We start from the raw sequence: 25,201 nt of genomic DNA, 5'->3' as shown, positions 1-25,201 counted from the left end.
GTGGCGCCGGGCCGGTCAGGGCCGTTCGGCGTGGTGGCAGGCGGCCGCGGAACGGTCGGGGCCGGGTGCGGTCAGGGCCGGGGCCTGCCGTTCGCAGCGGCTGCGCCGGTCGGCGTCGTGCGTCGCGGACAGTGCGGCGTACAGCGGGCAGCGGCTGCGGAAGCCGCACCCGGTGGTGCGGAGGGTGGGGCTCGGCGGGTCTCCGGGGAGCAGGATCCGTTCGCGTCCGCGCTCGCGCACCGGGTCCGGCAGGGGCACTGCCGACAGCAGGGCACGGGTGTAGGGGTGTCGGGGCGCGCCGAACACCTCGGCCACCGGCCCGTGTTCGACGGTGCGTCCCAGGTACATCACGCTCACCCGGTCGGCGATGTGCCGGACCACGGACAGGTCGTGGGAGACGAAGAGGTACGACAGGCCGAGTTCGGCGCGCAGGTCGGTGAGCAGGTTGAGGACGCCGGCCTGGACGGAGACGTCGAGGGCGGAGACCGGTTCGTCCAGGACCAGCAGCCGCGGGCGGACGGACAGGGCGCGGGCGATGCCGATGCGTTGGCGCTGGCCGCCGGAGAAGGCGTGCGGAGCGCGGTCCGCGTGGTCCGGGGAGAGTCCGACCAGGCGCAGCAACTCGGGGACACGGGCGGCCGCCTGGGCCCGACCCGCGCCCTGGGCGCGCAACGGCTCGGTGATGATCTCGCCGACCGGCAGCCGGGGGTCCAGGCTGGACAGCGGGTCCTGGAAGACGATCTGCACCTGGCCGCGCAGTTCCTTGCGCACGGCCCGGTCCAGGGTGCGGGTGTCGTGGCCGAGCACCTCCACGGTGCCGCCCTCGGGTGCGGTCAGGCCCAGGACCTCCATCAGCGCGGTGGTCTTGCCGGAGCCGGATTCGCCGACCAGGCCCAGCGTTTCGCCGTGCCGGACGTCGAGGTCGACGCCGTCCACCGCGTGGACGCTGCCGACCCGGCGCGGGAAGACCGATCCCTTGCGGACGGGGAAGGTCTTGGTGAGGCCGGTGACCTTCAGGACGGGTGCGCGGCCGCCGCGGCCCGGGTCGCCGTCGGACCCGACGGTGCGGCGGGCGGGGGCGGGCGGCACGGGGTAGACGTCGGTGGCGGTCAGCCCGTCGGCGGCGATCCGGTCCGCGTGCCGGCAGGCCGCGTACGCCTCGGTCCGCCCGGCCGCGCCGAGCGGCACCAGCACCGGTTCCGCGGTCCGGCAGGCGTCGTCGGCCAGCGGGCAGCGCGGGGCGAAGGCGCAGCCGGCGGGCAGGTCGTGCGGCTCGGGCGGGGCGCCGGGTATGGGGATGAGGTGCGTCCGGGGGCCGGGCGCGGTCGCATCGGCCGGTGCGCCGGCTTCGGGGTCCGCCACCAGTTCGTCGAGCCGGGGCACGGCGCCCAGCAGGCCCATGGTGTACGGCATCCGGGGCGTCGCGAACAGCTCGGTGGCCGGGCCGGACTCCACGATCCGGCCGGCGTACATGACCGCCACCCGGTCCGCCATCCCGGCGATGACGCCGAGGTCGTGGCTGACCAGCAGCAGGGCCGCGCCGGTGGTGCGCTGTGCGGTGCGCAGCACGTCGAGGACCTGGGCCTGGACGGTGACGTCGAGGGCGGTGGTGGGTTCGTCGGCGAGCAGGACCTCGGGTTCGTTGGCGATGGCCATGGCGATCAGTGCGCGCTGCCGCATCCCGCCGGAGAACTCGTGGGGGTGGGCCGCGGCGCGGACGGCCGGGTCGGGGATGCCGACCAGGTCGAGGAGTTCCACGGCCCGCCGGCGGGCGTGCGCCCGGGAGACGTCGTGGTGGACGCGGATGGCCTCGGCGATCTGGTCGCCGACCCGGTGCACGGGGGTGAGTGCGGACAGCGGGTCCTGGAAGACCATGGCGACGCGGCGTCCGCGCAGCCGGGAGAGGGCCGCGTCGCTCGCGCCGACGAGTTCGGTGTCGGCGACGGTCACCGAGCCGCTGACCCGGGCGGTCTCGGGCAGCAGGCCCAGGGCGGCGAGGGCGACGGTGGACTTGCCGGAGCCGGACTCCCCCACCAGGCCGAGGACTTCGCCCCGTTGCAGGGTGAGGTCCACGCCCCGCACGGCGGGGGCCGGGCCTTGGGGGCCGTCGAACGCGACGTGCAGGTCGTGGACGCGCAGTACGGCGTCGGCGGGGCGGTCGGGGGCGGGACGGCTGCCGGCGCGGCGGGGGACGGTCCGCCGTCGGGTGTCCGGGTGCGGTGCGGTCATGCTCCTGCGGTCCTTTCCGGGGCGCGGTGCTCGGTGCGGTGGGGCGTGCGCGGGGCGGGCTGGCCGGTGCGGCGGCGGGAGGCCCGTGGTGCGCGCCGCCCGCGGGCCCGGTCCGAGGTCGGGTCCAGGGCGTCGCGCAGCCCGTCGCCGAGGAAGTTGACGGCGAGGACGAACACCACCAGCAGTCCGGCGGCGAAGAAGAACATCCAGGGGTAGGTGAGGGCGGCGCCGGTGCCGTCGGCGATCAGGGTGCCCAAGGAGACGTCGGGTGGTTGGACGCCGAAGCCGAAGTAGGACAGGCCGGTTTCGCTCATCACCGCGCCGCCGACCGCGATGGTGGCGTCGACGATGAGGAAGGAGGCGATGTTGGGGAGGACGTGGCGGACGATGATGCGCAGTGGGTGGACGCCCATGAGGCGGGCGGCGCGGACGAAGTCGCGTTCGGTGAGGGAGCGGGTCATCGAGCGGACCACGCGGGCGGTCAGCATCCAGCCGAAGGCGGCCAGCAGGCCGACGAAGGCGAGCCAGTTCGCCGAGCGCAGGCGGGGCGAGACGATGGCGATGATCAGGAAGGCCGGGAAGACCAGCAGCAGGTCGATGAGCAGGGTGGTCAGCCGGTCGGTCCAGCCCCCGAAGTAGCCGGCGCAGGCACCGGCGAACGAGGCCAGGACGGTCGCGAGGAAGGCCACCAGCAGGCCGATCAGCAGCGATTTCTGTAGTCCGCGCAGCACCTGTGCGTAGACGTCCTGGCCGATGCTGTTGGTGCCGAACCAGTGGGTGGTGGAGGGAGGTTGGCGCAGGGCGGTGTAGTCGATGTCGGTGTGGCTCCAGTGCGTGAGGTAGGGGCCCGCGAAGGCCAGCAGGAAGAGCAGCAGCAGGAGTCCGGCGCCGAGGACGGCGTTGGTGTTGCGGACGAAGCGGCGCAGCGCGATGCGGTTCATGGGTCGGCTCCTCAGCTGGTCCGGACGCGCGGGTCGAGCGCGGCGTGCAGGACGTCGGCGAGGAAGCCGGCGAGCAGCACCACCACGGCGGCGAACACGTTGACGGCGACGACGGAGTTGACGTCGCCCTTGCCGACCGCGTCGATGAACCAGGCACCCATGCCGTGCCAGCCGAAGACCTTCTCGGTGAAGGCGGCGCCGGTGAACAGGGCCAGGAAGCCGTAGGCGAAGAACGTCGACATCGGGACGAGGGCGGTGCGCAGGCCGTGCTTGAGGACCGCGGTGCGGCGGCGCAGGCCCTTGGCGCGGGCGGTCCGCAGGAAGTCCGAGCCGAGCACGTCGAGCATGGTGCCGCGCTGGTAGCGGCTGTAGGCGGCCGCGGTGCCGAGCGCGATGGCGAGGGTCGGCAGCAACAGGTGCGCCGCGCGGTCGCCGAACAGGGTGGCGAAGCTCCCGGTCAGGCCGGGCGTCTTCTCGCCGGTGAAGCTGATGAGTTCGCGGCCGGCCGCCTCGTTGGCGTGGATGGCTCCGGTCTTGAGGAGGACGGCGAGCAGGAACGTCGGGGTGGCGAGCAGCAGGAACGCGAAGAGGGTCACGGCGCGGTCGGAGAACCGGTACTGGCGCACCGCTCCCCAGGTTCCGAGGAGCACGCCGCCGACGGTGCCGAGGAGCGTGCCGGCCAGCAGCAGCCGCAGGCTGACGCCGATCCGGCGGCCGAACTCGGCGCCGACGTCCGAGGAGTCGAGGGTGCGGCCGAGGTCGCCGCGGAGCGCGTGGCCGAGCCAGTCACCGAACCGTTCCCACAGCGGGGTGCGGTCGTTGATGCCGAGTGCGGTGAGTTGGGTGTCGATGGCTTCGGGCGGTGGCGCCGGCTGTCTGCCTTCGAAGTAGCCGCGTGGTGACAGGGCCAGCGAGGACAGGACGTACGAGATGACGACGGCCAGTGCCAGCAACAGAGCGTAATAGCCGAGGCGTTTGGCGAGGTGGACGAACACGGGTGGGCATCCTTCGCAGGGGGGCGGTGCCGCCAGACGCTATCGCACCGATGCGGCCCGGCCAGGCAGTTGCATGAACCCTTCATTGCAGCCTTGATAAATGCTCTGACCTGGGGATTTAAAATGGTCTGGACCGGCTTACGGTGCCTGTGCGCCGTAGTTGTGCGGCGCTCGTCCACCGAGAGGAAGCGCAGCATGTACCGGTCCCGCAGAACCATGGCGTTGGCCGTCGTGACCCTGTCCACCGCCGCGGTGATCACAGCCTGTGGTGGTTCCGGGGGCGCGTCGGACGATGCGTCGCGGGGCGGTTCGGCGCCGGCCGCCGGTGCCCAGGACCTCAATCCGCACCCGGTCGCGGACTTGAAACAGGGCGGCACGCTCAAGATGGCGATCGAGCAGTGGATCAGCCAGTACAACCCCAACCAGGTCGACGGGACCCAGGGCGACGCCTCCGCCATCACGGAACTGGTCGAACCGGAGCTGTTCCGGCTGGACGCCAAGGGGGTTCCGCACCGCAACCCCGATTTCCTCGCCTCCGCCGAGGTCGTCTCCACCGCCCCGCAGGTGGTCAGGTACCGCCTCAACCCGAAGGCGAAGTGGTCCGACGGGAAGCCGCTGAGCTGGCGGGACTTCGCGGCCCAGTGGAAGGCGTTGAACGGGACGGACAAGCGGTTCGCCGCCGCGGACACCAGCGGCTACGCGCAGATCTCCGACGTCGCCCGGGGCGCCGACGACCAGGAGGTCGCGGTCACCTTCGGCACTCCGTACGCGGACTGGCAGAACCTGTTCGACCCGCTGCTGCCGGCCTCGCTCAACGCCACCCCGGAGAGCTTCGCGAAGGCGTGGGCCGGCACCGTCCCGGTGACCGCCAACGCCTTCAAGATCGGCGCCTACGACCGGACCGCACAGACCATCACCGCGGTGCCCGACCCCGACTGGTGGGGCGAGAAGCCGAAACTGGACAAGGTGATCTTCTGGGCGCTGGACGGTTCCAGCTACGTCGACGCGTACCTCAACAAGGAGATCGACTACACCAGCGCCGCCAGCCCCGAGGCGTACCAGCGGCTGAAGGGCGACAAGGGGACCGACATCCGCATCGGCGCGCGCTGGGACCAGGTGACCCTCAGCCTGAACGGCCGGCGCGGCCCGCTCCGGGACCTCCGGGTCCGGCAGGCAGTGATGTTGGGGGTCGACCGCACGGCGTTGGCGAAGGTGGCGGGCAAGGACCTGCCCTTCCAGCCGAAGGTGCTCGGCAACCACTTCTTCATGCCCAACCAGGAGGGTTACCACGACAACGCGGGCTCGTTCGGCAAGCGGGACGTCGCCCGGGCCAAGAAGCTGCTGGACGCGGCCGGTTGGCGGGACGCCGGCCCCGGCAAACCGCGCACCAAGGACGGGGCACGGCTGACCCTGGACTACGTGCTGCCGTCGGACACCGCGGGCCTGGCGATGGACCAGGCGAAGCTCACGCAGCAGATGCTCGGCGAGATCGGCGTGGACGCCCAGTTGCGCAAGGTGCCGTCCAACGACTACTTCGACAAGTACGTCCACCGCAGCAACTACGACCTCAGCCAGTTCCGCCAGGTCGACCAGGTCTTCCGCTCCCAGGCGTACAGCGGCTACCGCATGCCGCAGGGCGGCAACACCTTCAGCAACTACGGCGGCGTCTCCTCCCCCGAGGTCGACCGCCTGCTGCTGGCGGCGTCCCGGACCACCGACGTGAAGAAGCAGATCGCCCTCTACAACCAGGCGGACGCCGCGGTCTGGGAGCTCGGCCACTCGCTCCCGCTCTACCAGCGGCCGCAGATCCTCGCGGTCCGCAAGGACCTCGCCAACTTCGGGGCGACCGGTCTCGGCAGCGAACAGCTCGTCAAGGCGGGCCGGTTGAAGTGACCGGTGGCGCGTCGGGGCGGGGCCGCTCCCACCCCGACGCGGGGCGGGGCCGTCAGCTCCACAGGTTCAGGGTGACCACGCGCGCAGTGTCGGCCGGCCGGTCCGCGGGGTACGTCAGCGTGACGCGGGTGAAGTGCCGCTGCCCGTCGTGACCGGTCCTGGCCTGCGGGGTGTCCAGGCGCACCCGCACCGGATAGCCGTGGAAGTGGCCGGCCGCACAGTAGGGCCGGCAGTCGTTGACCATGTCCGTGCCCTCCGCCACCGCGGACCGGGAGTGCCACTGCGACCAGCGCAGCGACGTCAGGACGTTGTTGCCGTCCCCGCAGGCGAGCATGAAGGTGCCGGGACTGTGCTGTGCTTTGCCGGTGCAGTCGATGACCGCCACGCGGTTGCCGGTGGGCGGTGTGGTGGCGGCGGAGGCGGACGCCGGCATGGTGGCCGTCGCCAGCGCCGCCCCCGCACAGACCATGAGTGCTGCCGTTGCCCTGTGAAATCGCATATCCGCTCCTCAGCCACTTCGCACGGATGAACGCCTCGGACACCGGCTGCGACGCAGGGTGCGGTTGCCGTCACGGCCCGAACGCGTCCCCGCGGGGCGGTCGCTGCCTCTCTGCGGAGCAGGCTACGACCGTCGCACCCGGCGGCGCCACCCGGACGGCCGACGACCTGCCGGTGCTCCGCAGCGTGGCTCGGGGACCACGCAACGTGTCCCGGCGGCAAGGCGCCGCCCGGCGTCAGGACGAGGGGCGGTGCGCCCGCCACTCCGGCGCGAGCACCGACCAGATCTCCATGTCGTGCCGCTCGCCGCGGTACGCGTAGCTCTCGCGCAGCACGCCCTCCCGCGTCATGCCGAGCCGCCGGGCCACCGCGATGCTGGGCGCGTTCGCCGAGGCGACCCACCACTCGACGCGATGGATCCCCCGTTCTTCGACCGCCCAGTCGACGACCGCCCGCACCGCCCGGGTCACCAGCCCCCTGCCGACCGCCGACGGCTCCAGCCAGCAGCCGGCCTCGGCCACGCCCTGCGCGGTGTCCATCGTCCGCAGCAGGATCGCCCCGACCAGCTGACCGCCCGAGCGGATGCCGTAGATCCGCCCGGTGTCGGCCGCGGTCTTCTCGGCGTACGACGTCAGGTACGCGCGGCTCGACGCCAGGTCGGTGATGACGTCCGGCAGCCCATTGTGGCGGCCGATGAACTCCCGGCCACGGTCGATGTGGGCCAGGAACTCCTCGGCCTGCCAAGGCTCCAGCGGCCGCAGCTCCGCGCCGTCCGCCCCCAGGGATGTCGCGAACACCGTCACCCTCCTCGACCGGCCGGAGCCGGCTGCCGCTCGCGCGGCGCGCTCCGCACCGCTCGGGCCGGGATCCTCTCACACGAGGCCAAGGGGGCGTCCCGGGAGCCGTGCCGCTGCGGAGCGGGCCGCGCGCGCCGCGCTCAGGCGGGCGTGCCGGATGCCGCCAACAGGCGCTCCACCGAGGCGAGTTCGACGCAGAGCGTCAGGGCTTCGACCGCGTCGCGGAGTTCGTCGGGGGCGGGGTAGCTCGGCGCGAGGCGGATGTTGCGGTCCCGGGGGTCCTTGCCGTAGGGGAAGGTGGCACCCGCGGGGGTCAGGGCGACGCCGGCGTCGGCGGCCAGTTCCACCACGCGGGCCGCGCAGCCGTCCAGCACGTCCAGGCTCACGAAGTAGCCGCCCCGGGGGCGGGTCCACCAGGCCACGCCGGTGTCCCCGAGCCGCTTCTCCAGGAGGGCGTCGACCAGCTCGAACTTGGGTTGCAGCACGGCGGCGTGGCGGGCCATGTGGGCGTGCACGGCCGGTGCGTCGGGCAGGAAGCGGGCGTGGCGGAGCTGGTTGACCTTGTCGGGTCCGATCGTCCGCTTGGCGAGGTGGCCGAGGAGCCAGGCGACGTTGGCCGGCGAGGACCCGAAGAAGGCCACGCCGCTGCCGGCCGCGGTGATCTTCGAGGTCGACCCGAAGACGAAGACCCGGTCGGGGTGGCCGTGTTCGACGCTCAGACCCAGCACGTCCGCCAGCGGCTCGTCCGCCCCGGCCACCTGGTGCACCGCGTAGGCGTTGTCCCAGAAGACGCGGAAATCAGGGGCGGCGGTCTCCATGGCGGCCAGGCGGCGCACCGTTTCGGCGGAGTAGGTGACGGCCGTGGGGTTGCTGTACTTGGGCACGCACCAGATGCCCTTGACCCGCTCGTCGGCCACGAGGCGTTCCACCTCGTCCATGTCCGGGCCAGCCTCCGTCATCGGCACGGGAATCATGTCGATGCCGAGCTTCTCGCAGATCGCGAAGTGCCGGTCGTAGCCTGGCACCGGGCACAACACGGCCGTCCGCCCCTCGCGCGGCCAGGGCGCGTCGCCGCCCACCACGCCGAACAGCACGGCGTCCACCAGGCACTCGTACATCAGCTCCAGGCTGGAGTTGCCGAGGGCCACCAACTGTTCCGCGGGCACCTGGAGCAGTTCGGCGAAGGTCGCGCGCAGTTCGGGCAGACCGCGCAGACCGCCGTAGTTGCGGCAGTCGGTGCCGTCCGCGGCGGTGTGGTCGTCGAGGCCCGGCAGCCCCAACAGGGCCGACGACAGCGCCAACTGTTCGGCGGCGGGCTTGCCGCGGGTCAGGTCCAGGCGCAGGCCACGGTCCTTGAGCCGCTGGTGCTCGGCGCGGAGCGCGGTGAGCTGGTCGGACAGTTCGGCGGGCGTGCGTGCGGTCAGGTCCATTCCTCATCCTTCGTGCGGTACTGCACCCGGCTGCTGCCGGCGCGCGGCAGCGCCAACGGTAACCGTGGTGGATGAGGACCACCTGCCCATTTCCTCCCGACCGATGCCTGGCAACCTTCCGACCCCCGCCAGGCACCTCCGAGGCCGCCGCCGGCCAGGCACGTCGCTCCGTTCCGGCTCGGCACCTCACCGCCCGAGATCACGTGAACGAACTTGTTCGTGACGAACGCGTTCGTTACTGTGGTGTCATGCCCACCACCCCGGGAACCCCAGCCGAGCCCACCTCCGCCAGCCACCCCACCGCCCCGCGCAGCCGCCGCGAGCGCCCCGCGAAGCCCGCCCTGAGCAGGACCGGAATCGTCGCGACCGCGGTCGCGCTGATGCGGAGCGAGGGCCTGGAGCGGGTCACCATGCGCCGCCTGGCGAAGGAACTGGACACCGGCCCGGCCTCGCTCTACGTGTACGTGGCCAACACCGCCGCACTGCACGCGGCCGTCCTGGACGAGCTGCTGGGCGAGGTCGACCTGCGACCGGCCCGCTCCACGGGCGCCTGGCGCGACCGCCTGGCCCGTGTCCTGTCGTCCTACACCTCGGTGCTGTTCGCACACCCGGAACTGGCCCGCTCGGCCCTGGTGACCCGCCCGTCGGGACCGCACTACCTGGAGTTGCTGGAAGCCCTGCTGGCCCTGCTGGCCGAAGGCGGCGTCCCGGACGACCGCGCCGCCTGGGGCGTGGACGCCCTCCTGCAGTTCGGCACCGCCACCGCGGCCGAACAGTCCGCCCGCGACGCCGCCCCACACGCCCAGGACGAGCACGACGCCCTGACGGCCGCGGTGCGCCACGCCTCCCCGGAGACCTTCCCGCGGCTCGCCGCCCTCGGCACCGACCTCTTCTCCGGCGCCGGCGAAGACCGCCTGACCTGGGGTTTCCACGTACTGATCAACGGAATGTCGGCAACCGCGCGGCCGGATCGGCCCGACCCCTCCTGAGCGCCCCGGGCACTCCTCCCCGGCGCACCCACCCACCCCAAGGAGCCCGCACCCCATGACCACCCACCACCCCCTCGCCGTCCTCGGCGGCGGCCTCGGCGGCCTGACCCTGGCCCGCGTCCTGCACGTGCACGGCATCGAGGCGACCGTCTTCGAGCTGGAGGACTCGCCGACCGCCCGCACCCAGGGCGGCATGCTCGACATCCACCAGGACTCCGGGCAGCTCGCCCTGCGCGCCGCCGGCCTGTACGAGGACTTCCGCGGCCTGATCCACCCCGGTGGGGAGGCGCTGCGCATCCTCGACCCGCGGGGCACGGTCCGGCGGGCCGAGGAGGACGACGGCACCGGCACCCGTCCCGAGGTCGACCGCGGCCACCTGCGCGACCTGCTGCTGGGCTCCCTGCCCGAAGGCACCGTCCGGTGGGGCAAGAAGGCCACCGGGACGCGCGCGCTGGCGGACGGCCGGTACGAGGTCGCCTTCGCCGACGGCAGCGCGCTCACCACCGACCTGCTCGTCGGCGCCGACGGCGCCTGGTCCCGGGTGCGCCCGCTGCTGTCCGACGCGGTCCCGGCCTACACCGGGATCTCGTTCGTGGAGAGCGACCTGCGGGACGCCGAGGCCCGCCACCCCGACAGTGCCGCCCTGATCGGCGACGGCTTCTTCATGTGCCTGGGCGACGAGAAGGGCTTCCTCGCGCACCGCGAGGGCGACGGCAGCCTACACGTCTACACCGCGCTGAAGACCGACGAGGACTGGCTCGACACCCTCGACCGCACCGACCCGGCCACCGCGAAGAAGACCGTGCTCGCCCGGTTCGAGGAGTTCGGCGAGGGGTTGCGGAGGCTGATCGCCGACGCCGACGGCCCGCTGGTTCCGCGCCGCATCCACGCACTGCCCGTCGGCCACCGCTGGCCCCGCACCCCTGGTGTGACGCTGTTGGGCGACGCCGCACACCTGATGTCGCCCTTCGCCGGCGAGGGGGCCAACCTCGCCATGTTGGACGGCGCCGAACTCGGCCGGGCGCTGGCCGCCCACCCCGGCGACCGCGAGGCCGCCCTCACCGCGTACGAGGAGGCCCTCTTCCCGCGCAGCGCCGCCTCCGCCGCCGCATCGGACGCCAGCCTGCGGCTGATGTTCGGCGAGGACGCCTTGGCCCGGCTCCTCGACCAGTTCGCCGCCCACCAGCCGGCGGGGCACTGACCGTCCACAGTGCGGACGCTCCGCCGCGGCCGTGGAATAGGCACCGGTGCACGGGAGTTGGAGGCGGTGAACCGAAGAAAGTCAGCGACCCCGTTCTTCGGGCGGCGATCGGCCTGTTCCGCCGCGGCAGCCGCACCCGGGGACCCGAGACCGGAGCAGTCATGACCACGCACAGACCCACGCCCGACGCCGCACCCACCGGTGCGGACCGTTCGTTCCTCTTCGTCCTCGCCAGTTCCCGCTCCGAGGGGAACACCGAGATCCTCGCCCGCACCGCCGCGGCCCAACTCCCCACCGACGTACCACAGCACTGGGTGGACCTGTCCCGGCTGCCGTTGCCCGACTTCCAGGACGGCCGCCACGAGTCCGACGGTTGGACGCCCGGGGAACACGAGGAGGAGCTGCGACAGGCCACGCTCCGGGCCACCGACGTGGTCCTCGCCTCGCCGCTCTACTGGTACACACTCTCCGCACAGGCCAAGCGCTACCTCGACTACTGGTCGGGCTGGCTGACGGTCCCCGGCTCGGACTTCGAGCAACGGATGGCGGGCCGGACGCTGTGGGGAGTGACGGTCATGGCCGACCGGGACGAGGTCCGCGCCGACGCACTGGTGACCACGCTCCACCACACCGCGGCGTACCTGCGGATGCACTTCGGCGGGGTGCTGCTCGGCAACGGCTCCCGCCCCGGCCAGGTGCGGAACGACGACCGCGCCATGGTCCGCGCCAAGGACTTCTTCCAGCAGCCGGCCCCGCTCGCCCGCATGCCCGTCGAGAACGGGCCGGCGCAGCCGTAGCCGGGCGCCCGGAAGCCGGCGGGGCGCGGACCCCGCCGGCGTCGCCCGGTGCCGGTCCGGCTCAGTCGGCGTCCACGCGCAACGAGGCGAAGCGCAGGTTCCGGTGCTTGCCCGGGCCGAGGTCGGCGACCGGACGTCCGGCGCAGTTCGGTCGGGCGTAGAAGTGGGCGGTCTTCCCGACCAGGGAGAGGTTGGAGGTCGTGCCGGCCCCCGCGATGGCGTAACAACGGCCGGGTTCGGGCTGCTTGAGGGTGGCGGCCCGACCGGCCGGCGTGGTGTAGGTGATCATGCCGAGGTCAGCGGCGTCCGCGGTGGCCACCGGCAACAGCACCGCGCCGACGGCGAGCGCCAGGGCCGCGACCGCACGGACGCGTTCCCGACGACGTCCACGTACAAGGGAGTTCATGTGGGCTCCAGAGGAGGGGGGAGCGGATTGTCGACCGGTCCAACGACGGACCGGCCGACCCGTGACGCCGCCCGCGCCGAACTCCCCCGCTCCGCCGCCCCGCTACCCCGTCGGACCGTCCGCGCCGGCCGTCACGTCCGCATCGCGTCGCCGGCGGTGCGGATCGGGGCCGCACCCGAGGCACCCGCCACGGCCGGCGCGCCGAACAGCCCGATGCCGTAACGGCCGCGGAAGGCCCGGCTGCGGCGGACGGTCAGCGCCACCAGCACGCCGAGGATCGTGAAGGACTCGATCTTGCCGAGCACCGGCACCAGATCGACCGGCAGGGCCAGCGCCGCCATCGTGCTCAGCGCGGCATCGAGCAGCTGCGCGCCGCCCCACAGAAGCGTCAGCCCGCGCAATGCGCTCCGGAATTCCGGCAGTTGAGCCCAGGCACGCTCGGCTGCCTCGGTACCGGCCGGGCCGCGCAGCCGGGCCGCGAAGTGGAACGCGAAGGGCCGGGCCGCGAACCGGGTGCCAAGGATCCACAGCCCCAGGACGGCGGGGATGCCGGCGTCCTTCAGCAGCAGCACCCGCGGGCTGCCGCTGAACGCCGAAAGGCCCGCCGACACCGCCAGCAGCACGACCACGAGGAGGTCGAACACCTCGATGCGACGCCGCACCAGCGCCGTGCCCAGGGCGTGCGCCGCCGGTACCACGCCGCTCAGCAACAGGGCCTGCCACTGGGCCACGTCCTGCGCGCGCAGCACGTAGTACAGGACCATCGGCAGCGCGATGTTGACGGCCAGCGGCACGCCCACGGCGCGCCACCGCTGCGCCCCTCGCGCACGTGCGGTTCCCTCGGTTCCCACGACGGCCTCCAGCGGTCCGGCACCGGTCCTTCCGGTACGACGTCGACCTGCCGTCGACGCTAGGAGCCGGATGGGTGGAGAGGCATCGGCCCCGGGGTCGGACCGGTCGGCACGACTCTCCACCCGTCCGCTCCACCGCCGGGTGGAGAACCATGGGGTGGACAACTGTCGGGTGGGGAGCCGCGGGTTTCGCCGTCGGTCCGCGACGGGCGTGGCGTGCCGGACGCCGGCCCGGCCCGTGACCAGCCGGTCCGCAGCGCCCCGGTGCTCGCCCGCGTCGACGCGTCCGGCGTCAGAAGCTGTCGCCCAGCCGCTCGATCAACGGGGCCGCCGCCTGCAACGTCGCCAGCTCCGCGTCCGTGAAGCGCTCGCCCAGGGCCGTCGCCAGCTGCTGGGCCCGGGCGTCGCGCTTGTGCCGCAGCACCTCGACGCCGGTGTCGGTCAACGACATGATGATGCGTCGGCCGTCGTGCGGGTCGCGACGACGGCCGACGAGGCCGCGCGCCTCCAGCACGCCCAACGTGGTTCCCATCGCCTGGGACGTGATCTGCTCGGCCCGGGCGAGTTCGGCCGCCGTCGCCGGGCCGCCCCGGTCCAGTCGTGCCAGCGCCGCACGCTCGGGCAACGAGAGCGCACCGGGTTCCTGGACCTGCCGGAGCCGTCGGGCCAGCAGGCCGATGCTTCCGTAGAGCACACCGGCCAGGTCGTCGACGTCCGAGCTGCGAGTCATGGTGATAAGCCTAGGTTGATCAACTCGACCGATCAACCGTCGCCGCCCGGCGCCCGCGCACCGGCGCTTCTCCTCCCGCGGGGCGCATCGCCGTGCGGCACACACCCACAGACATCACCCGTTTGAACTAGGCCCGCGTGACGGCCCCGAAAGGGGGAACCAGTCTTTACGCATTGACCGGTCTTGAGGAGAGGGTGCGGACATGGGAATCATCGCCTGGGCTTTGATCGGGCTGATCGCCGGCGCGATCGCGAAGGCCCTGATGCCTGGCAAGGACCCCGGCGGCTGCTTGATCACCATGCTGATCGGCATCGTCGGCGGCCTGTTGGGTGGCTGGCTCGGCAAGGTCATCTTCGGAGTGCACTCGATCAACGGCTTCTTCCACCTGTCCACGTGGATCGCCGCCATCGTCGGCTCCGTCATCGTCCTGCTCCTCTACCGCTTCACCTTGGGGCGCAACCGCCAGCACTGACCGCCCGCCCGACGGGGCGCGGCCCGACGACCTGTGGGGGCCGGAGGACATCCGTCTTCCGGCCCCCACTGCACGGGATAAATCGGTTGCGGATGCCGCGCCCGGGCCAGCAAGGTGGGCGCCGACCGACCGTCAGCAGAGCAGGAGCCCCCCATGCGCCGAGTCCTCGAAAACCCCCAGCGCCCTTTCCGGACGGTGAATTTCGAGGACCACGGCATCCATGCAGATCCAGCACACCCTGAACATCGGCATCCTCGCGCACGTCGACGCGGGTAAGACCAGCCTGACCGAGCGGCTGCTGTTCGACACCGGCACCATCGACCGGCTCGGCAGCGTCGACGCCGGTGACACCCAGACCGACACCGGCGTCATCGAGCGGCAGCGCGGCATCACCGTGCGCTCGGCGGTGGCCTCCTTCACGACCGGCAGCACCCAGGTCAACCTGATCGACACCCCGGGCCACTCCGACTTCGTCGCCGAGGTGGAGCGCGTCCTCGGCGTCCTGGACGGCGCCGTACTGGTGCTCTCCGCGGTCGAGGGGGTCCAGGCCCACACCCGCGTCCTGATGCGGACGCTGCGGGAGGTGGGGCTCCCGGTGCTGCTCTTCGTCAACAAGATCGATCGCTCGGGCGCCCGCGCGGAGGCGCTGCTGCGCGACGTGCGGCACAAGCTCGTCCCGCACCCGCTCGCCATGACGGCGGTGCAAGACCTCGGCACGCCGTCGGCCCGGGCGCTCCCCCACGTCCTCGACGACGAGGCGGAGTTCCGCACCCGTGTCGCCGAAACCCTCGCCGAGGTCGACGAGACGGTGCTCGCCCGCGTCGTGGACGGCCCCTTCCCGGACCCGGCCGAACTGCGCACGGCACTCGCCGAACAGACCCGGCAGGGCCGGGTGCATCCCGTCTTCTTCGGCTCGGCGCGCAGCGGTCAGGGCGTCGGGGCGCTCGTCGACGGGCTCACCGGCCTGCTGCGACCGCCGTCCGCCGATGGGGGTGCGGGCCCGTCCGGTGCGACGCCGCCCCGCGGCACCGTGTTCGCCGTCGAGCGCGGGGCGTCCGGGAAGAAGACCGCCTACGTGCGCCTGTTCTCCGGCACGTTGACGGCCCGGCAACGGGTGACCCTGCACCGGCACGGCCCGGACGGCGCGCCCCTGGCACACCCCGGCCAGATCACCGCCCTACAGGTCGTCGGACGCGCCGGGCACCGCGGCGCCGGGCGCCACGGCGAGGACGGCGCCCGGCAGTTGACGGCCGGCGGCATCGGGCAGGTCAGCGGCCTGGCGGAGGTCCGGGTCGGGGATCGGCTCACCGACCCCGCCGGCCTGGACGACGGTCCGCGCCCGCCCCGTTTCCCCGCCCCGACCCTGCGCACGCTGGTCCGCCCGCGGCACCGGGCGCCCGGCGCGGCGGGCCGCCTGCACGCGGCGCTGCAACGCCTCGCCGAGCAGGATCCGCTTCTCCACGCCTGCCCCGGGCCCGACGGCGCCACGTCGGTGCTCCTCTACGGCGAGATCCAGAAGGAGATCCTCGCCGCGACACTGGCCCACGACTTCGGGATCGAGGCGGTCTTCGAGCCCAGCCGGACGGTCTGCCGGGAACGCCCCGCGGGCGTCGGTGAGGCGTGTGAGGAGATGGGGCGGCAGGCGGCCAGCCCCAGCGGCTTCGTGGCCACCGTCGGACTGCGCGTCGAGCCCGCGCCCCGCGACGCCGGGGTCGTCTTCCGGTACGAGACCGAACTGGGTGCCCTTCCGCACGCCTTCCACACCGCGATCGAGGACACCGTGCACGACGCCCTCCGCTCCGGCCCGCACGGCTGGGCGGTCACCGACTGCACCGTCACGCTCATCCGCTCGGGCTTCGCCAGCCCGGTGAGCACGGCCGGCGACTTCCGGGGCCTGACCCCGATCGTCCTGGGCCGCGCCCTGGAACGCGCCGGCACCCGGGTCTACGAGCCCTGTCACGTCTTCGACGTGGACGTCCCGCTCGACGCGCTGCCGGCGGTCGCCTCGTGCCTCGCCGCGCTGGGAGCCGACATCGGGGAGACCGCGGGCGGGCTGACGTCATGGCTGGTCAAGGGCACGATCCCGGCCAGCCGGGTGCGGTGCGCCGAACACCGGCTGCCGGGCCTGACCCGGGGTGAGGCCCTGTGGTGGTCCCGGCCCAGCGGCGACCGCCCGCTCAGCCGCGCGGCCGCGCGGGGGCTCGCGGACTGACCGGCCGGACGGCCCCGGGTTGGGGTGAGGCAGGGGCCGGCCACCGGACGGTCCCTGCTCCACCACCGGCCACTGGGAATACAAAAACCCCGACGCATTACCTGCGATCGGGGTTTGACAACCGGGTCATTTCTCCGCGTATATTGAACGTTTGCATATCGCGAAAAAGCAACCCAAATAAACTTGTTACTGCACAGTCTATTCGAGCGGAGTCGAATTGTCAAACGAGGAATTGCGTAAGGAGCAGGAATTCGTGGACCTGCTCCACGAACGCCTCGACGCCCTGCGATCCGGGGCTCGGACGGCCATGGAACAAGCCCTCCCGCAGACCTCCGGAACGTTCCAGGCACGGCTGGAGCGGGACGTGCTGGTCGCCGAACAGGCCGAGCTGCTGGCCGGTTTCGACGCCGGGGAACACGGGCTGTGCTTCGGCCGACTGGCGTTCCGGGACGGCCGCGACCACCACATCGGCCGGATCGGCATCCGACGTGACGACGCCGAGCGCACTCCCCTGGTCATCGACTGGCGGGCCGAGGTCGCCCGGCCGTTCTACCTCGCCACCGGGCACACCCCGATGGGCCTGCGGCGCCGGCGCCACCTCACCACCGAGGGCCGCCGGGTCACCGCTCTGCACGACGAGATCCTGGACCTCACCGACCGCGAACGCACCGGCCACGAAGAGGCGGACGCGGACGCCATCCTGCTGGCGTCGCTGGACGCGGCGCGCACCGGCCGGATGCACGACATCGTGCAGACCATCCAGGCCGACCAGGACCGCATCATCCGCGCCCCGCACCACGGCGTGCTCGTCGTGGAGGGCGGCCCGGGCACCGGCAAGACGGTCGTGGCCCTGCACCGGGCCGCGTACCTGCTGTACGCGCACCGTGAACAGCTCGCCCGCCGGGCGGTGTTGATCGTCGGCCCCAACCCGGCGTTCCTCAGCTACATCGGACAGGTCCTGCCGTCGCTCGGCGAGACCGGTGTGCTGTTGGCGACGCCCGGCGAGCTGTTCCCGGGCGTGACGGCGACCGGCACCGACACGCCCCGCGCGGCCGCGGTCAAGGGCGACGTGAGGATGGCGGAGGCCCTCGCGCGCTTCGTGTCCGACCAGCAGACGCTGCCGGACCCCGTCGTCGTCATCGCCCACGAGGACGGTGAACTGCACCTGGACGCCGCGCTCGTGGCCGAGGCACGGCGGCGGGCCCGGGACACCAGGCTGCCGCACAACCTCGCCCGTCCGCACTTCGCTTTCCACGTGATCGACGCGCTCACCGCGCAACTCACCGAACGCCTGGGCGCCGACCCGTACGGAGGCCCCAACCTCCTCGGTCCGGACGACGTCGCCCAACTCGGCAAGGCCATCGCCACCAGCCACGACGTGCACGGCGCCATCGAGGAGTTGTGGCCCAGGCTCACTGCGCAGGAGCTCGTCGCCGACTACCTCACCGAACCGGTACACCTCCCCGAGGCCGACGCGGCGGCGATCCGTCGCAGCGGCGGTGCCTGGACGCCGGCGGACGTCGCGCTGCTGGACGAGGCGGCCGAACTGCTCGGCGAGGACGACTCGGCCGCCCGGGCCGCCGCCGAGGCCGAACGCCAGGAACTCGTCGCCTACGCGCAGGGCGTGTTGGACCTGTCCTACGGTTCACGCACGCAGGAGTTCGAGGACCGGGACGACGAGGAGTCGGAGGTGCTGGCCGCGCACGACCTGATCGACGCGGACCGACTGGCCGAGCGCCAGGAGGAGGCCGACCACCGCAGCGCCGCCGAACGCGCCGCGGCCGACCGCACCTGGGCCTTCGGCCACGTCATCGTCGACGAGGCGCAGGAGCTCTCCCCGATGCTGTGGCGGCTGCTGATGCGCCGCTGCCCGACGCGCTCGATGACGCTGGTGGGCGATCCCGCGCAGACCTCGGAGCCGGGTGGCTGCGGTGCCTGGGAGGCGGCGCTCGCGCCGTACGTCGAGGACCGGTGGGAACACGTCCGGCTCGGCCTCAACTACCGCACGCCGACCGAGATCATGACGGTGGCGGCGGAGATCCCCCGGGCCGCCGACCCGTCGTTCGTGCCGCCGAGGTCGATCCGTTCCACCGGTGTCCGCCCGTGGGCCGAGCACACCGACGACCTGCCGCGGGCGGTCGCGGAGGCGGTGGCGCGCGAGACGGCGCACGACGGCCGGGGCCGGCTCGCGGTCATCGCCCCGCGCGGGCGCCGCGCCGCACTGGCGGCCGCCCTCCCTGGGGCCGCCTTCGGCGCCGCGCCCGACCTGACCCGGTCGGTGGTGCTCCTCGACCCGCGTCAGGCCAAGGGGTTGGAGTTCGACACCGTGCTGGTGGCGGAGCCGGCGGAGTTCGGCAGCAGCGACCTGTACGTCGCCCTCACGCGCGCGACGCAGCGGTTGGGCGTGCTGCACACCGGTGCGTTGCCCGTCGGGTTGACCGCGTTGGCCGACTGACCGTCCGCAGGCCGCGGCCGGCGGTGTGCGGGGCCGTCGCCACGCGGGTGGTGCGGCGACGGCCCGCGCGGTGCCGAATCGGCCGGCGCCGCCGCGGTCGGCGGCGACAACGGTCGATATACGGGCCAACTTCACGCAGCACACCCTCTCGTTCAAGAATTACCCAAAAGATGTCATCGGCATCGCAAAGCAGACGTAAGGTGATGTGATCAGCGGGGTAGTCGCGTGATGCGGCGACCGTTCGGCCCGCCACACGGGACCGCACGGCCCCACCGTCCGGACAGACCACGGAGGAGAAGAGGATGACCCGTCACCACCGCCGCACCGTCCACTCCGCCCTCATCGGCGCCGTCGCGGTGACCGCACTGGGGGTCACCGCCGCACCGGCCTCGGCGAAGTCCTCGCTCTCCTTCACCGCCGGCCCCCGCTCGGTCGGCCTGGGCGGCGCCGTCCACACCAAGGTCAGGGCGAGCGACGACAACTCCTCCTTCAACAAGGTCTGCGTGCAGCAGCGGTGGAGCGCCACCGCCCCCTGGCGCAACGCGGCGTGCTCCAAGCCGGCGCGGCACACCGGCGGCGCGCTCAACACCACCGTCCGCGCCAACCACCGCGGCCACCTGTCCTTGCGCGCGGTCCTGCTGGAGGGCCGCTCGCCGCAGGACAAGCACCCCCGGACGCGCACGACCTCGCGCCCGCTCACGATCACCGTCCACTGAGGACGTCCGGGACCGCCTGCCGCCCGCGCACCACGCCCGTCGCGGCGCGCCGCCTCTCGCTGAACACCCGTTCCCCACCATGCCCTTGGGCGTGAAATAATCGCGTTATGTCGGTTTCTGTGCGGGTTCATCGAGAGCGCGAGGCGGCCCCTGAGTACTGGTCCGATGCGCGGACCTTCGCCGTGGTGGTGGCACGCGAGGAGGGTGCGGGCATCGGCGCGGTCATGCTGTTGGACCTGGGGGCGGACGACCCCGCTCTCCGGTTCGTGGGCGTCGTGGAGGGGGCCGTGGACGCCCGGGTGCCGTTGCTGGAGGCCGCGGCGCAGGTGGTGCGGGAGGCCGGTGGCCAAAGCCTCCGGTGGGTCGAGGACACCGGCGAGATGCCGCTCGGAGCCGCCGCCGCCCTGGAGGAGTTGGGGGCGGTCGCCGGCGACGAGGTCCACCGGTGGTGGCGGCACGAGGTGACCGACGGGATGCCCACCGCGCCGACTGCCCGGGGCGCTGCGCTGCCGGCTGTGGAAGGGGCGTCCTTCCGGGTGGGCATGGGCGGTGCCTGGTGCGACGTGGAGGTGGTCGGCGACCGCGCGGTGCTGGTGCACGACCGGCAGGAGGAGGGCACGGCCACTGCGCTGGCGGCACTGGTGTCGTTGGCGGTGCGGCAGGTCACGGCGGAGTCCGCCGGCATCCGGGCGGTCGAGACGTGCGTGGCGCCCGGCGACGACGTCTTCGAGGCGGCCCTCGTCTCCCTCGGATTCGCGCCGACGACCCGGCGGGCCGTCGAGTACCACCTCGCGTGGGGCACCTGAACGACCGCGCCCCGCCGCCGCGCGACGGCTCCACGCCCCTGGGTACGCGCCGCCGCCACGGCATTCCCGGAATCGCCGCCGCCCGTGCCCGAGACTGGGCCCCGGACGCCCCTCGCGGTACTCGCCGCGCGGGCCCGCAGGTCCCCGACAGGTCGCTACGGAGGAACGCATGGCGGAGGAGGAGCGCGCGGCGCCGACCCCGGTGCCCGGTACGGGCGGCGATCGGCGGCGGTTGCGCTACGAGTTGTTGGGCTGCGCCCTGCACGGTCACCGTCTCGAAGGAGTGACGGCGCGGCGGGTGCGGCCGGCCGATGCGCTGTTGGCCCGCGAGGACCGCGACGGCCTGCGGTGGCACCGCTGCCTGCGGTGCGACGCCTGGGTCCCGGTGGACCCGCCGGCTCAGCCGGACCGGCCGCATCCGCCCGAGCGGCACGAGATCGTCCTGCCGTTGCGCGGCAAGCCGCTGCGCGACCGCTACGTGCTGCGGCTGATCGCACTCGACCGGCTCCTGCACTTCCTGGTGCTCGGCGCGCTCGCCGCCGGCATCCTGATCTTCGTGGACAAGCGCGCCAGTCTCCAGGCACCGTTCTACCGGTTCATGGACCTGCTGCAGAACGGCCTCGGCGGGACCGGCGGGGTCTCCGACCGCGGACTGTTGGGCGAGGTGGGGAAGGCGTTCGCGGTGCGGTCCTCGACACTGTGGCTGATCGGGTTGGTGATCGCCGCATACGCGCTGTTGGAGGGCGTCGAGGCGGTCGGGCTGTGGTTCGCCAAGCGGTGGGCGGAGTACCTGACCTTCGTCGCCACCACGGTCCTGCTGGTCCCCGAGGTCTACGAACTGACCTCCCGGGTGACCGTCACCAAGGTCCTCACCCTGGTCATCAACCTCGCGGTGGTGGTCTATCTCCTCGTCGCCAAGCGGCTGTTCGGGGTGCGCGGCGGCGGCCGGGTGGAGGCCGCCGAACGCGCCCGGGACGTCAGTTGGGACGCGGTGGAGCGGGTGCTGCCCGGCCGGAGTGCGGACTGAGCGGCGCCGGTTCCGATGTGGCGTCAGTCGGTGTCCAACGCCTTGCGGACCTCGGTCGCGACCGTTTCGTCGGTCAACAGCTCGTTGTGCTTCAGGCAGGGCGCCTCGACGTTGTCGGCGCCGGTGAGCGCCGTGCTGGTGACCGGGACGATCTGTTCGTCGCAGGGCGAGCGGACGGTGGTGTAGCGGACCGTTCCGGGTGTCTCGTCGCCGTCGTTGAGCCGTTTCACGACGTAGGAGCCGGGGGTCATGTCGCGGCATCCCTGGTCGTACAGGGCGCAGAGCCAGGCGAGTTGGGTGCCGTGGTTGGGGCCGGCCAGGGACACCCAGTGGTGGACCCTGGTCGCGCCGGCGCCGAACCTGACGTACCAGCGGGTGGTGAGGCTGCCCAGGCTGTGCGCGACGATGTCGACCTGCGCGGCGCCGGTGCGTCGCAGTACCTCGTCGACGTACGCCTGGAACCGCGGTGCGAGCGTCTCGTTGGCGGACTGCGTGGTGTCGTAGTCCCAGGCGAAGAGCCGGTCCGCCGGCCGGCCGGCCGCCGTGAAGCGGCTGATCATGTCGCCCCAGACCCCGGGGCCGGCGTTGCGACCGTGCACGAAGATCACCGGGCGGTCGTTCGCGGCGGGGGACCGCTGCGGTGCGGCCGCGGCCGGCACGCTCGCCACGACGACGGACAACAGGGCGGACAGGACGGGCACGGTGAGGCGACGCACGGGGGACCTCCGCGACGGTGGCGAACGGGCGGTGCGGACGGCACGGACGGGGCCGCCGTGAAGGATTCTCGACCGGTGCGGAGGCATCCAAACGTACGGGGGAGACCGGTGGCCGGCCTCCCCCGCAGCTGACTGACGTACCGTCACTTCAGGCCGAGCGCCGACCGGATGGTGGTGAACAGGTCCGTCTGGTTCGTGACGCCGAGGACCCGGTAAGCCTGCGGGCCCTGGGCGGCGATCCGCACCTGGGTGCCGGTGTGCTCCTGCGACTGACCCGGGGTGTTGGTCGAGTAGTTGACCTTCAGCTGCTGGCCCTCGTTGGTGACGAGGGTCGAGGAAAGGCCGGGAGGGGTGGCCTCCAGCGGCACGATCTGGCTGGTGTGGCCGTGGTCGGCGGTGGTGACCACAAGCGTGTCGGGGTGCTTGGCCGCGTAGTCGCGGGCCACCTTCACGGCACGGTCGAAGGCGGCCGTCTCGCCGATCTGGCCGCAGGGGTCGGCGGCGTGGTCCTGCTTGTCGATCGACGCGCCCTCGATCTGGAGGAAGAAGCCCTGCTTGGCGTGCTTCTGCTTGGCCTCCAGGAGCTCGATCGCCTTGGTGGCCGAGTCCGCCAGGGTCGGGGTGGCCGCCGGGCGGTTGGCGTTGCCGGTCACGCACCGCTGCGGGTCGGTGCCGCCGCGCGCCGCCGGCTTGCCCGTCCACTCGGTCGGCACGTTGCCGGGCGCGAACAGGCCGAGGACCGGCTTGCCCGCCTTGACGCCCTTGAGGCCGGCGTTGTCGGTGACGACCTGGTAGCCCAGCTTCCGGGCCTGCTCGGTGACGGTCAGGCCCTTGTAGGTGCCGTCGGTGACCTTCTGGTCGAAGCGCTGCTTGCCGCCGCCGAGGAGGACGTCGACCTTGTGGTTGACGGACTGCTCGGCGATCGAGCCCGGGCCACCCTTGGCGAGGGTGTCGGTGGGGCACTTGGCCATGTCGCCCGGCCCCTGGCAGGAGCGGTCGGTGGCGTGCGAGGCGAGCACCGCCGGGGTGGCGTCGGTGAGTTCGGCGGTGGTGACGCTGCCGGTGGCGTAGCCGTTCTTCTGTGCCAGTTCGAGGATGGTGGGGATGGCCTTGTCGGTGTCCGGGGTCTTGGAGATCCGACCGTTGACGGTCTTGCGGCCCGTCGCCCAACCGGAGCCGCTCGCCGCGGAGTCGGTCACGTAGTCCGGGGTGCCGTCGGCGTGGACCGCGTACGTGGTGTAGGCACCGGTGAGCGGGAACCCGTCCATGTTCAGGCGGCCGTTGGCGCCGGCCACGTAGTCGCGGGCCAGGGTGATCTCGGAGTCCCCCATGCCGTCACCGATCAGCAGGATGACGTTCTTCGCCTTGCCGCCCTTGATGGCGTGCTGGGCCTGCTGCCTGGTGTCGGAGGCGCCGGCCGCGGTGGTCACGGCCACGGCGGCCGCGGTGGCGGCGACCAGGGCGGTGGCGGTCACGACGTGCCGGCGGGAGGGTCTGTGCATGGAGCGTCTCCTTGAAACGTTCGGGGAGGCGGACATCTGGTCCGACGCGGCACAGCCCACCAGTCCCCGGTGAACCGGAAGTGACGCGTCGACAGCACCGGCGCGTCCGGGGCGTAACGGCACGACGCGGGACGGTCGACGCGGGGGCGTTCGCCGGGGCGCAGGCAGCCCGACGAACGGCTCCGCACCCGCCGGCGGGGCCCCGGCCGGCCGCTCACGCCTGCAAGCGCGCGACCCACGGATGGACACGCGCACGGCCGTCGGCACGGCGGCCGTAGGTCCGTGTGAGGGCCTCGATCAACCACTGTCGCTGCGCCCCGTCGAGCACCGGCAGCGCCGCCGCGAAGTCCACTTCGTCCTTGGGACGCGGCGACTTGGCCTTGTAGTAGAGCTGCACCTCGGGAACCAGGAAGGGAACGCCCGCCACCGAGGTCGCGCCCAACGCGCCGACCGGCCTGCGCACCCGGGCGTCGCGCCGGGACACCCACTCCGTGCCCTGGGACTCGTCGAGCATGACCTGGACGCGCCACGGACGGTCGGGCCCGGGCCGACACCAGACGTCGTGCACGCCGAACGGCAGGAACTCGCCCGGCGACCAGGGGCGCAGACTGCCCGGCGGATCGGCCGCCCACCACTCCCAACCGGCCAGCGCCCGCTGCACCGCCAACTGGTCCCGCCGCAGCACCAGGACGTCGAGGTCCCCGTGCGGGCGGAGCACCCGGCCCACCGCCAACTCCACGGCGATGCCGCCCGCCACCCACCACCGGACGTCCCGTCCGGCGAACAGCGCGACGGCCTCGCTCAGCGAGGCCGGTTCCCAGTTGCCGAACGGTGCCTGAAGCCGTCTCATGTCCATCAGTCTGCACGGCGCCGTCGGGCGCACTGCCCCGGCCGGTCCCCCGTCCCTTCCTTACTGCCGATTTACGGCTTCTTTGAGCACTATGGGTGCGTCTCGGCAACTTTCGTGTGCCTCAGGACACCTGAGGAAGAATCAAAGGACCAGCAGTGCGCCCACTCGTCATCCCGTTGTCCGGCCCCGCAGTCGCTTCACCGGGGCAGCGGGGCTGACCGCCGTGACGACCTCTCCGCACGCCGCCGCGGCGACGCCCCCGTCCGTCTCCCCCAAGCCCTCCCGGCGCCCGGCCCCCGCACCGCGCCGTCGTGCCGCACCGTGGTTGCGGCCGACCATCCGGATCCGGCTGACGCTGTTGTACGGCGGGATGTTCCTGATGGCCGGCGTGGTGCTGCTCGCGCTCATCGCCTTCCTGGCGGCCGACACCCTGAAGGAGGGCACTCCCGACTTCCGGATCTTCGGCACCGACCTCCGGGTCAGCAACGTCAACTGCCCGATCCTCCCGATGTCCGGCACCGTCGACGAGATCAACAAGGCGATCAGCACCTGCATCCAGGACCAGCGCTCCCTGGCGCTGGGGCAGCTCCTCAACCGATCGATGGGGCTGCTGTTGGGTTTGACGATCGTGGCGTTCGCGTTCGGTTATGCGATGGCGGGGCGGGTGTTGTCGCCGTTGGGGCGGATC

Annotated in this window: 22 protein-coding genes and 1 pseudogene; 11 read left to right on the top strand and 12 right to left on the bottom strand. The window is 72.7% G+C overall.

Translation table 11 applies throughout. The features are described from left to right. Nucleotides 1–15 precede the first annotated feature (15 nt). The 3 genes from ACJ6WD_RS38930 to ACJ6WD_RS38920 are packed head-to-tail and all read right to left on the bottom strand — an operon-like array spanning nucleotide 16 to nucleotide 4,165. Nucleotides 16–2,229, bottom strand: a complete 2,214-nt coding sequence (locus ACJ6WD_RS38930; protein ID WP_407617605.1) for a dipeptide ABC transporter ATP-binding protein — start codon at nucleotides 2,227–2,229, stop codon at nucleotides 16–18. Next, the gene (locus ACJ6WD_RS38925; RefSeq protein WP_016575453.1) at nucleotides 2,226–3,170 is read right to left on the bottom strand and encodes an ABC transporter permease; all 945 of its coding nucleotides are present in this window, start codon (nucleotides 3,168–3,170) and stop codon (nucleotides 2,226–2,228) included. Before ACJ6WD_RS38925 ends, ACJ6WD_RS38930 begins: the two co-directional genes overlap by 4 nt. 11 nt (nucleotides 3,171–3,181) lie before the next feature. Then, nucleotides 3,182–4,165, bottom strand: coding sequence for an ABC transporter permease (locus ACJ6WD_RS38920; RefSeq protein WP_233661816.1), 984 nt, complete (start codon nucleotides 4,163–4,165; stop codon nucleotides 3,182–3,184). A gap of 195 nt (nucleotides 4,166–4,360) precedes the next feature. On the opposite strand from ACJ6WD_RS38920, the gene ACJ6WD_RS38915 reads away from it, so the two are divergent. Then, complete coding sequence (locus ACJ6WD_RS38915) at nucleotides 4,361–6,058, top strand: ABC transporter family substrate-binding protein (protein ID WP_407617604.1); 1,698 nt, start codon at nucleotides 4,361–4,363, stop codon at nucleotides 6,056–6,058. A 52-nt stretch (nucleotides 6,059–6,110) separates the two neighbouring features. Here the strand turns inward: ACJ6WD_RS38915 and ACJ6WD_RS38910 are convergent, their stop codons facing one another. The 3 genes from ACJ6WD_RS38910 to ACJ6WD_RS38900 all read right to left on the bottom strand — a co-directional run bounded on the left by ACJ6WD_RS38910 (nucleotide 6,111) and on the right by ACJ6WD_RS38900 (nucleotide 8,783). Continuing rightward, nucleotides 6,111–6,557, bottom strand: coding sequence for a hypothetical protein (locus ACJ6WD_RS38910; RefSeq protein WP_407617603.1), 447 nt, complete (start codon nucleotides 6,555–6,557; stop codon nucleotides 6,111–6,113). Between the two features lie 235 nt (nucleotides 6,558–6,792). Beyond that, entirely contained in the window at nucleotides 6,793–7,353 is a 561-nt protein-coding gene (locus ACJ6WD_RS38905; RefSeq protein ID WP_331249578.1) for a GNAT family protein, read from the bottom strand. Between the two features lie 140 nt (nucleotides 7,354–7,493). Further along, nucleotides 7,494–8,783, bottom strand: coding sequence for an aminotransferase class I/II-fold pyridoxal phosphate-dependent enzyme (locus ACJ6WD_RS38900; RefSeq protein ID WP_376444490.1), 1,290 nt, complete (start codon nucleotides 8,781–8,783; stop codon nucleotides 7,494–7,496). A 248-nt stretch (nucleotides 8,784–9,031) separates the two neighbouring features. On the opposite strand from ACJ6WD_RS38900, the gene ACJ6WD_RS38895 reads away from it, so the two are divergent. The 3 genes from ACJ6WD_RS38895 (at nucleotide 9,032) to ACJ6WD_RS38885 (ending at nucleotide 11,770) form a co-directional block, all read left to right on the top strand. Continuing rightward, entirely contained in the window at nucleotides 9,032–9,772 is a 741-nt protein-coding gene (locus ACJ6WD_RS38895) for a TetR/AcrR family transcriptional regulator (RefSeq protein WP_233661821.1), read from the top strand. Between the two features lie 55 nt (nucleotides 9,773–9,827). After that, nucleotides 9,828–10,973: an FAD-dependent oxidoreductase gene (locus tag ACJ6WD_RS38890; protein WP_376444485.1), complete on the top strand. Its 1,146-nt coding sequence runs from the start codon at nucleotides 9,828–9,830 to the stop codon at nucleotides 10,971–10,973. 161 nt (nucleotides 10,974–11,134) lie between these two features. Further along, on the top strand, nucleotides 11,135–11,770 hold the full coding sequence (locus ACJ6WD_RS38885) for an NAD(P)H-dependent oxidoreductase (protein ID WP_331249575.1): 636 nt from the start codon (nucleotides 11,135–11,137) through the stop codon (nucleotides 11,768–11,770). A 61-nt stretch (nucleotides 11,771–11,831) separates the two neighbouring features. On the opposite strand, the gene ACJ6WD_RS38880 is transcribed toward ACJ6WD_RS38885, so the two are convergent. From ACJ6WD_RS38880 to ACJ6WD_RS38870, 3 genes are all read right to left on the bottom strand, one after another. After that, entirely contained in the window at nucleotides 11,832–12,176 is a 345-nt protein-coding gene (locus ACJ6WD_RS38880) for a hypothetical protein (RefSeq protein ID WP_016578421.1), read from the bottom strand. A 131-nt stretch (nucleotides 12,177–12,307) separates the two neighbouring features. Further along, entirely contained in the window at nucleotides 12,308–13,027 is a 720-nt protein-coding gene (locus ACJ6WD_RS38875) for a VC0807 family protein (protein ID WP_376444481.1), read from the bottom strand. Nucleotides 13,028–13,319: 292 nt separating this feature from the next. Further along, nucleotides 13,320–13,757, bottom strand: a complete 438-nt coding sequence (locus ACJ6WD_RS38870; protein ID WP_016575839.1) for a MarR family winged helix-turn-helix transcriptional regulator — start codon at nucleotides 13,755–13,757, stop codon at nucleotides 13,320–13,322. 202 nt (nucleotides 13,758–13,959) lie between these two features. Here ACJ6WD_RS38870 and ACJ6WD_RS38865 point away from each other — a divergent pair, with 202 nt between their 5' ends. The 6 genes from ACJ6WD_RS38865 (at nucleotide 13,960) to ACJ6WD_RS38840 (ending at nucleotide 21,445) form a co-directional block, all read left to right on the top strand. After that, nucleotides 13,960–14,229, top strand: a complete 270-nt coding sequence (locus tag ACJ6WD_RS38865) for a GlsB/YeaQ/YmgE family stress response membrane protein (protein ID WP_407617602.1) — start codon at nucleotides 13,960–13,962, stop codon at nucleotides 14,227–14,229. A gap of 220 nt (nucleotides 14,230–14,449) precedes the next feature. Continuing rightward, nucleotides 14,450–16,441 carry a GTP-binding protein gene (locus ACJ6WD_RS38860; RefSeq protein ID WP_407617601.1) on the top strand — a complete coding sequence of 664 codons (1,992 nt, stop codon included), beginning with the start codon at nucleotides 14,450–14,452 and terminating at the stop codon, nucleotides 16,439–16,441. Between the two features lie 232 nt (nucleotides 16,442–16,673). Continuing rightward, nucleotides 16,674–18,896, top strand: a complete 2,223-nt coding sequence (locus ACJ6WD_RS38855) for a HelD family protein (protein ID WP_407617613.1) — start codon at nucleotides 16,674–16,676, stop codon at nucleotides 18,894–18,896. A gap of 302 nt (nucleotides 18,897–19,198) precedes the next feature. Then, nucleotides 19,199–19,612, top strand: coding sequence for a hypothetical protein (locus tag ACJ6WD_RS38850; RefSeq protein ID WP_233661826.1), 414 nt, complete (start codon nucleotides 19,199–19,201; stop codon nucleotides 19,610–19,612). A 107-nt stretch (nucleotides 19,613–19,719) separates the two neighbouring features. Continuing rightward, nucleotides 19,720–20,418, top strand: coding sequence for a hypothetical protein (locus tag ACJ6WD_RS38845; protein WP_407617600.1), 699 nt, complete (start codon nucleotides 19,720–19,722; stop codon nucleotides 20,416–20,418). Between the two features lie 169 nt (nucleotides 20,419–20,587). Further along, nucleotides 20,588–21,445, top strand: a complete 858-nt coding sequence (locus ACJ6WD_RS38840) for a DUF2127 domain-containing protein (protein WP_233661828.1) — start codon at nucleotides 20,588–20,590, stop codon at nucleotides 21,443–21,445. Nucleotides 21,446–21,468: 23 nt separating this feature from the next. Here ACJ6WD_RS38840 and ACJ6WD_RS38835 read toward each other — a convergent pair whose 3' ends face one another. From ACJ6WD_RS38835 to ACJ6WD_RS38825, 3 genes are all read right to left on the bottom strand, one after another. Next, on the bottom strand, nucleotides 21,469–22,161 hold the full coding sequence (locus ACJ6WD_RS38835; protein ID WP_407617599.1) for an esterase/lipase family protein: 693 nt from the start codon (nucleotides 22,159–22,161) through the stop codon (nucleotides 21,469–21,471). A 143-nt stretch (nucleotides 22,162–22,304) separates the two neighbouring features. Beyond that, nucleotides 22,305–23,663 (bottom strand): alkaline phosphatase, encoded by a 1,359-nt coding sequence (locus tag ACJ6WD_RS38830; protein ID WP_331249570.1) that lies wholly within the window; start codon nucleotides 23,661–23,663, stop codon nucleotides 22,305–22,307. Between the two features lie 214 nt (nucleotides 23,664–23,877). After that, nucleotides 23,878–24,513 (bottom strand): nucleotidyltransferase domain-containing protein, encoded by a 636-nt coding sequence (locus ACJ6WD_RS38825; protein WP_407617598.1) that lies wholly within the window; start codon nucleotides 24,511–24,513, stop codon nucleotides 23,878–23,880. A 223-nt stretch (nucleotides 24,514–24,736) separates the two neighbouring features. Between ACJ6WD_RS38825 and ACJ6WD_RS38820 the strand changes: the two are divergent. Beyond that, a pseudogene (locus tag ACJ6WD_RS38820) lies at nucleotides 24,737–25,201 on the top strand (two-component sensor histidine kinase); the annotation flags it as partial.

Source organism: Streptomyces sp. VTCC 41912 (assembly GCF_045799175.1).
GTDB classification, from domain to species: Bacteria; Actinomycetota; Actinomycetes; order Streptomycetales; family Streptomycetaceae; genus Streptomyces; species Streptomyces albulus_C.
Note: the sequence above shows the minus strand (reverse complement) of the source record. Positions and strands in the feature narration are given on the sequence as shown.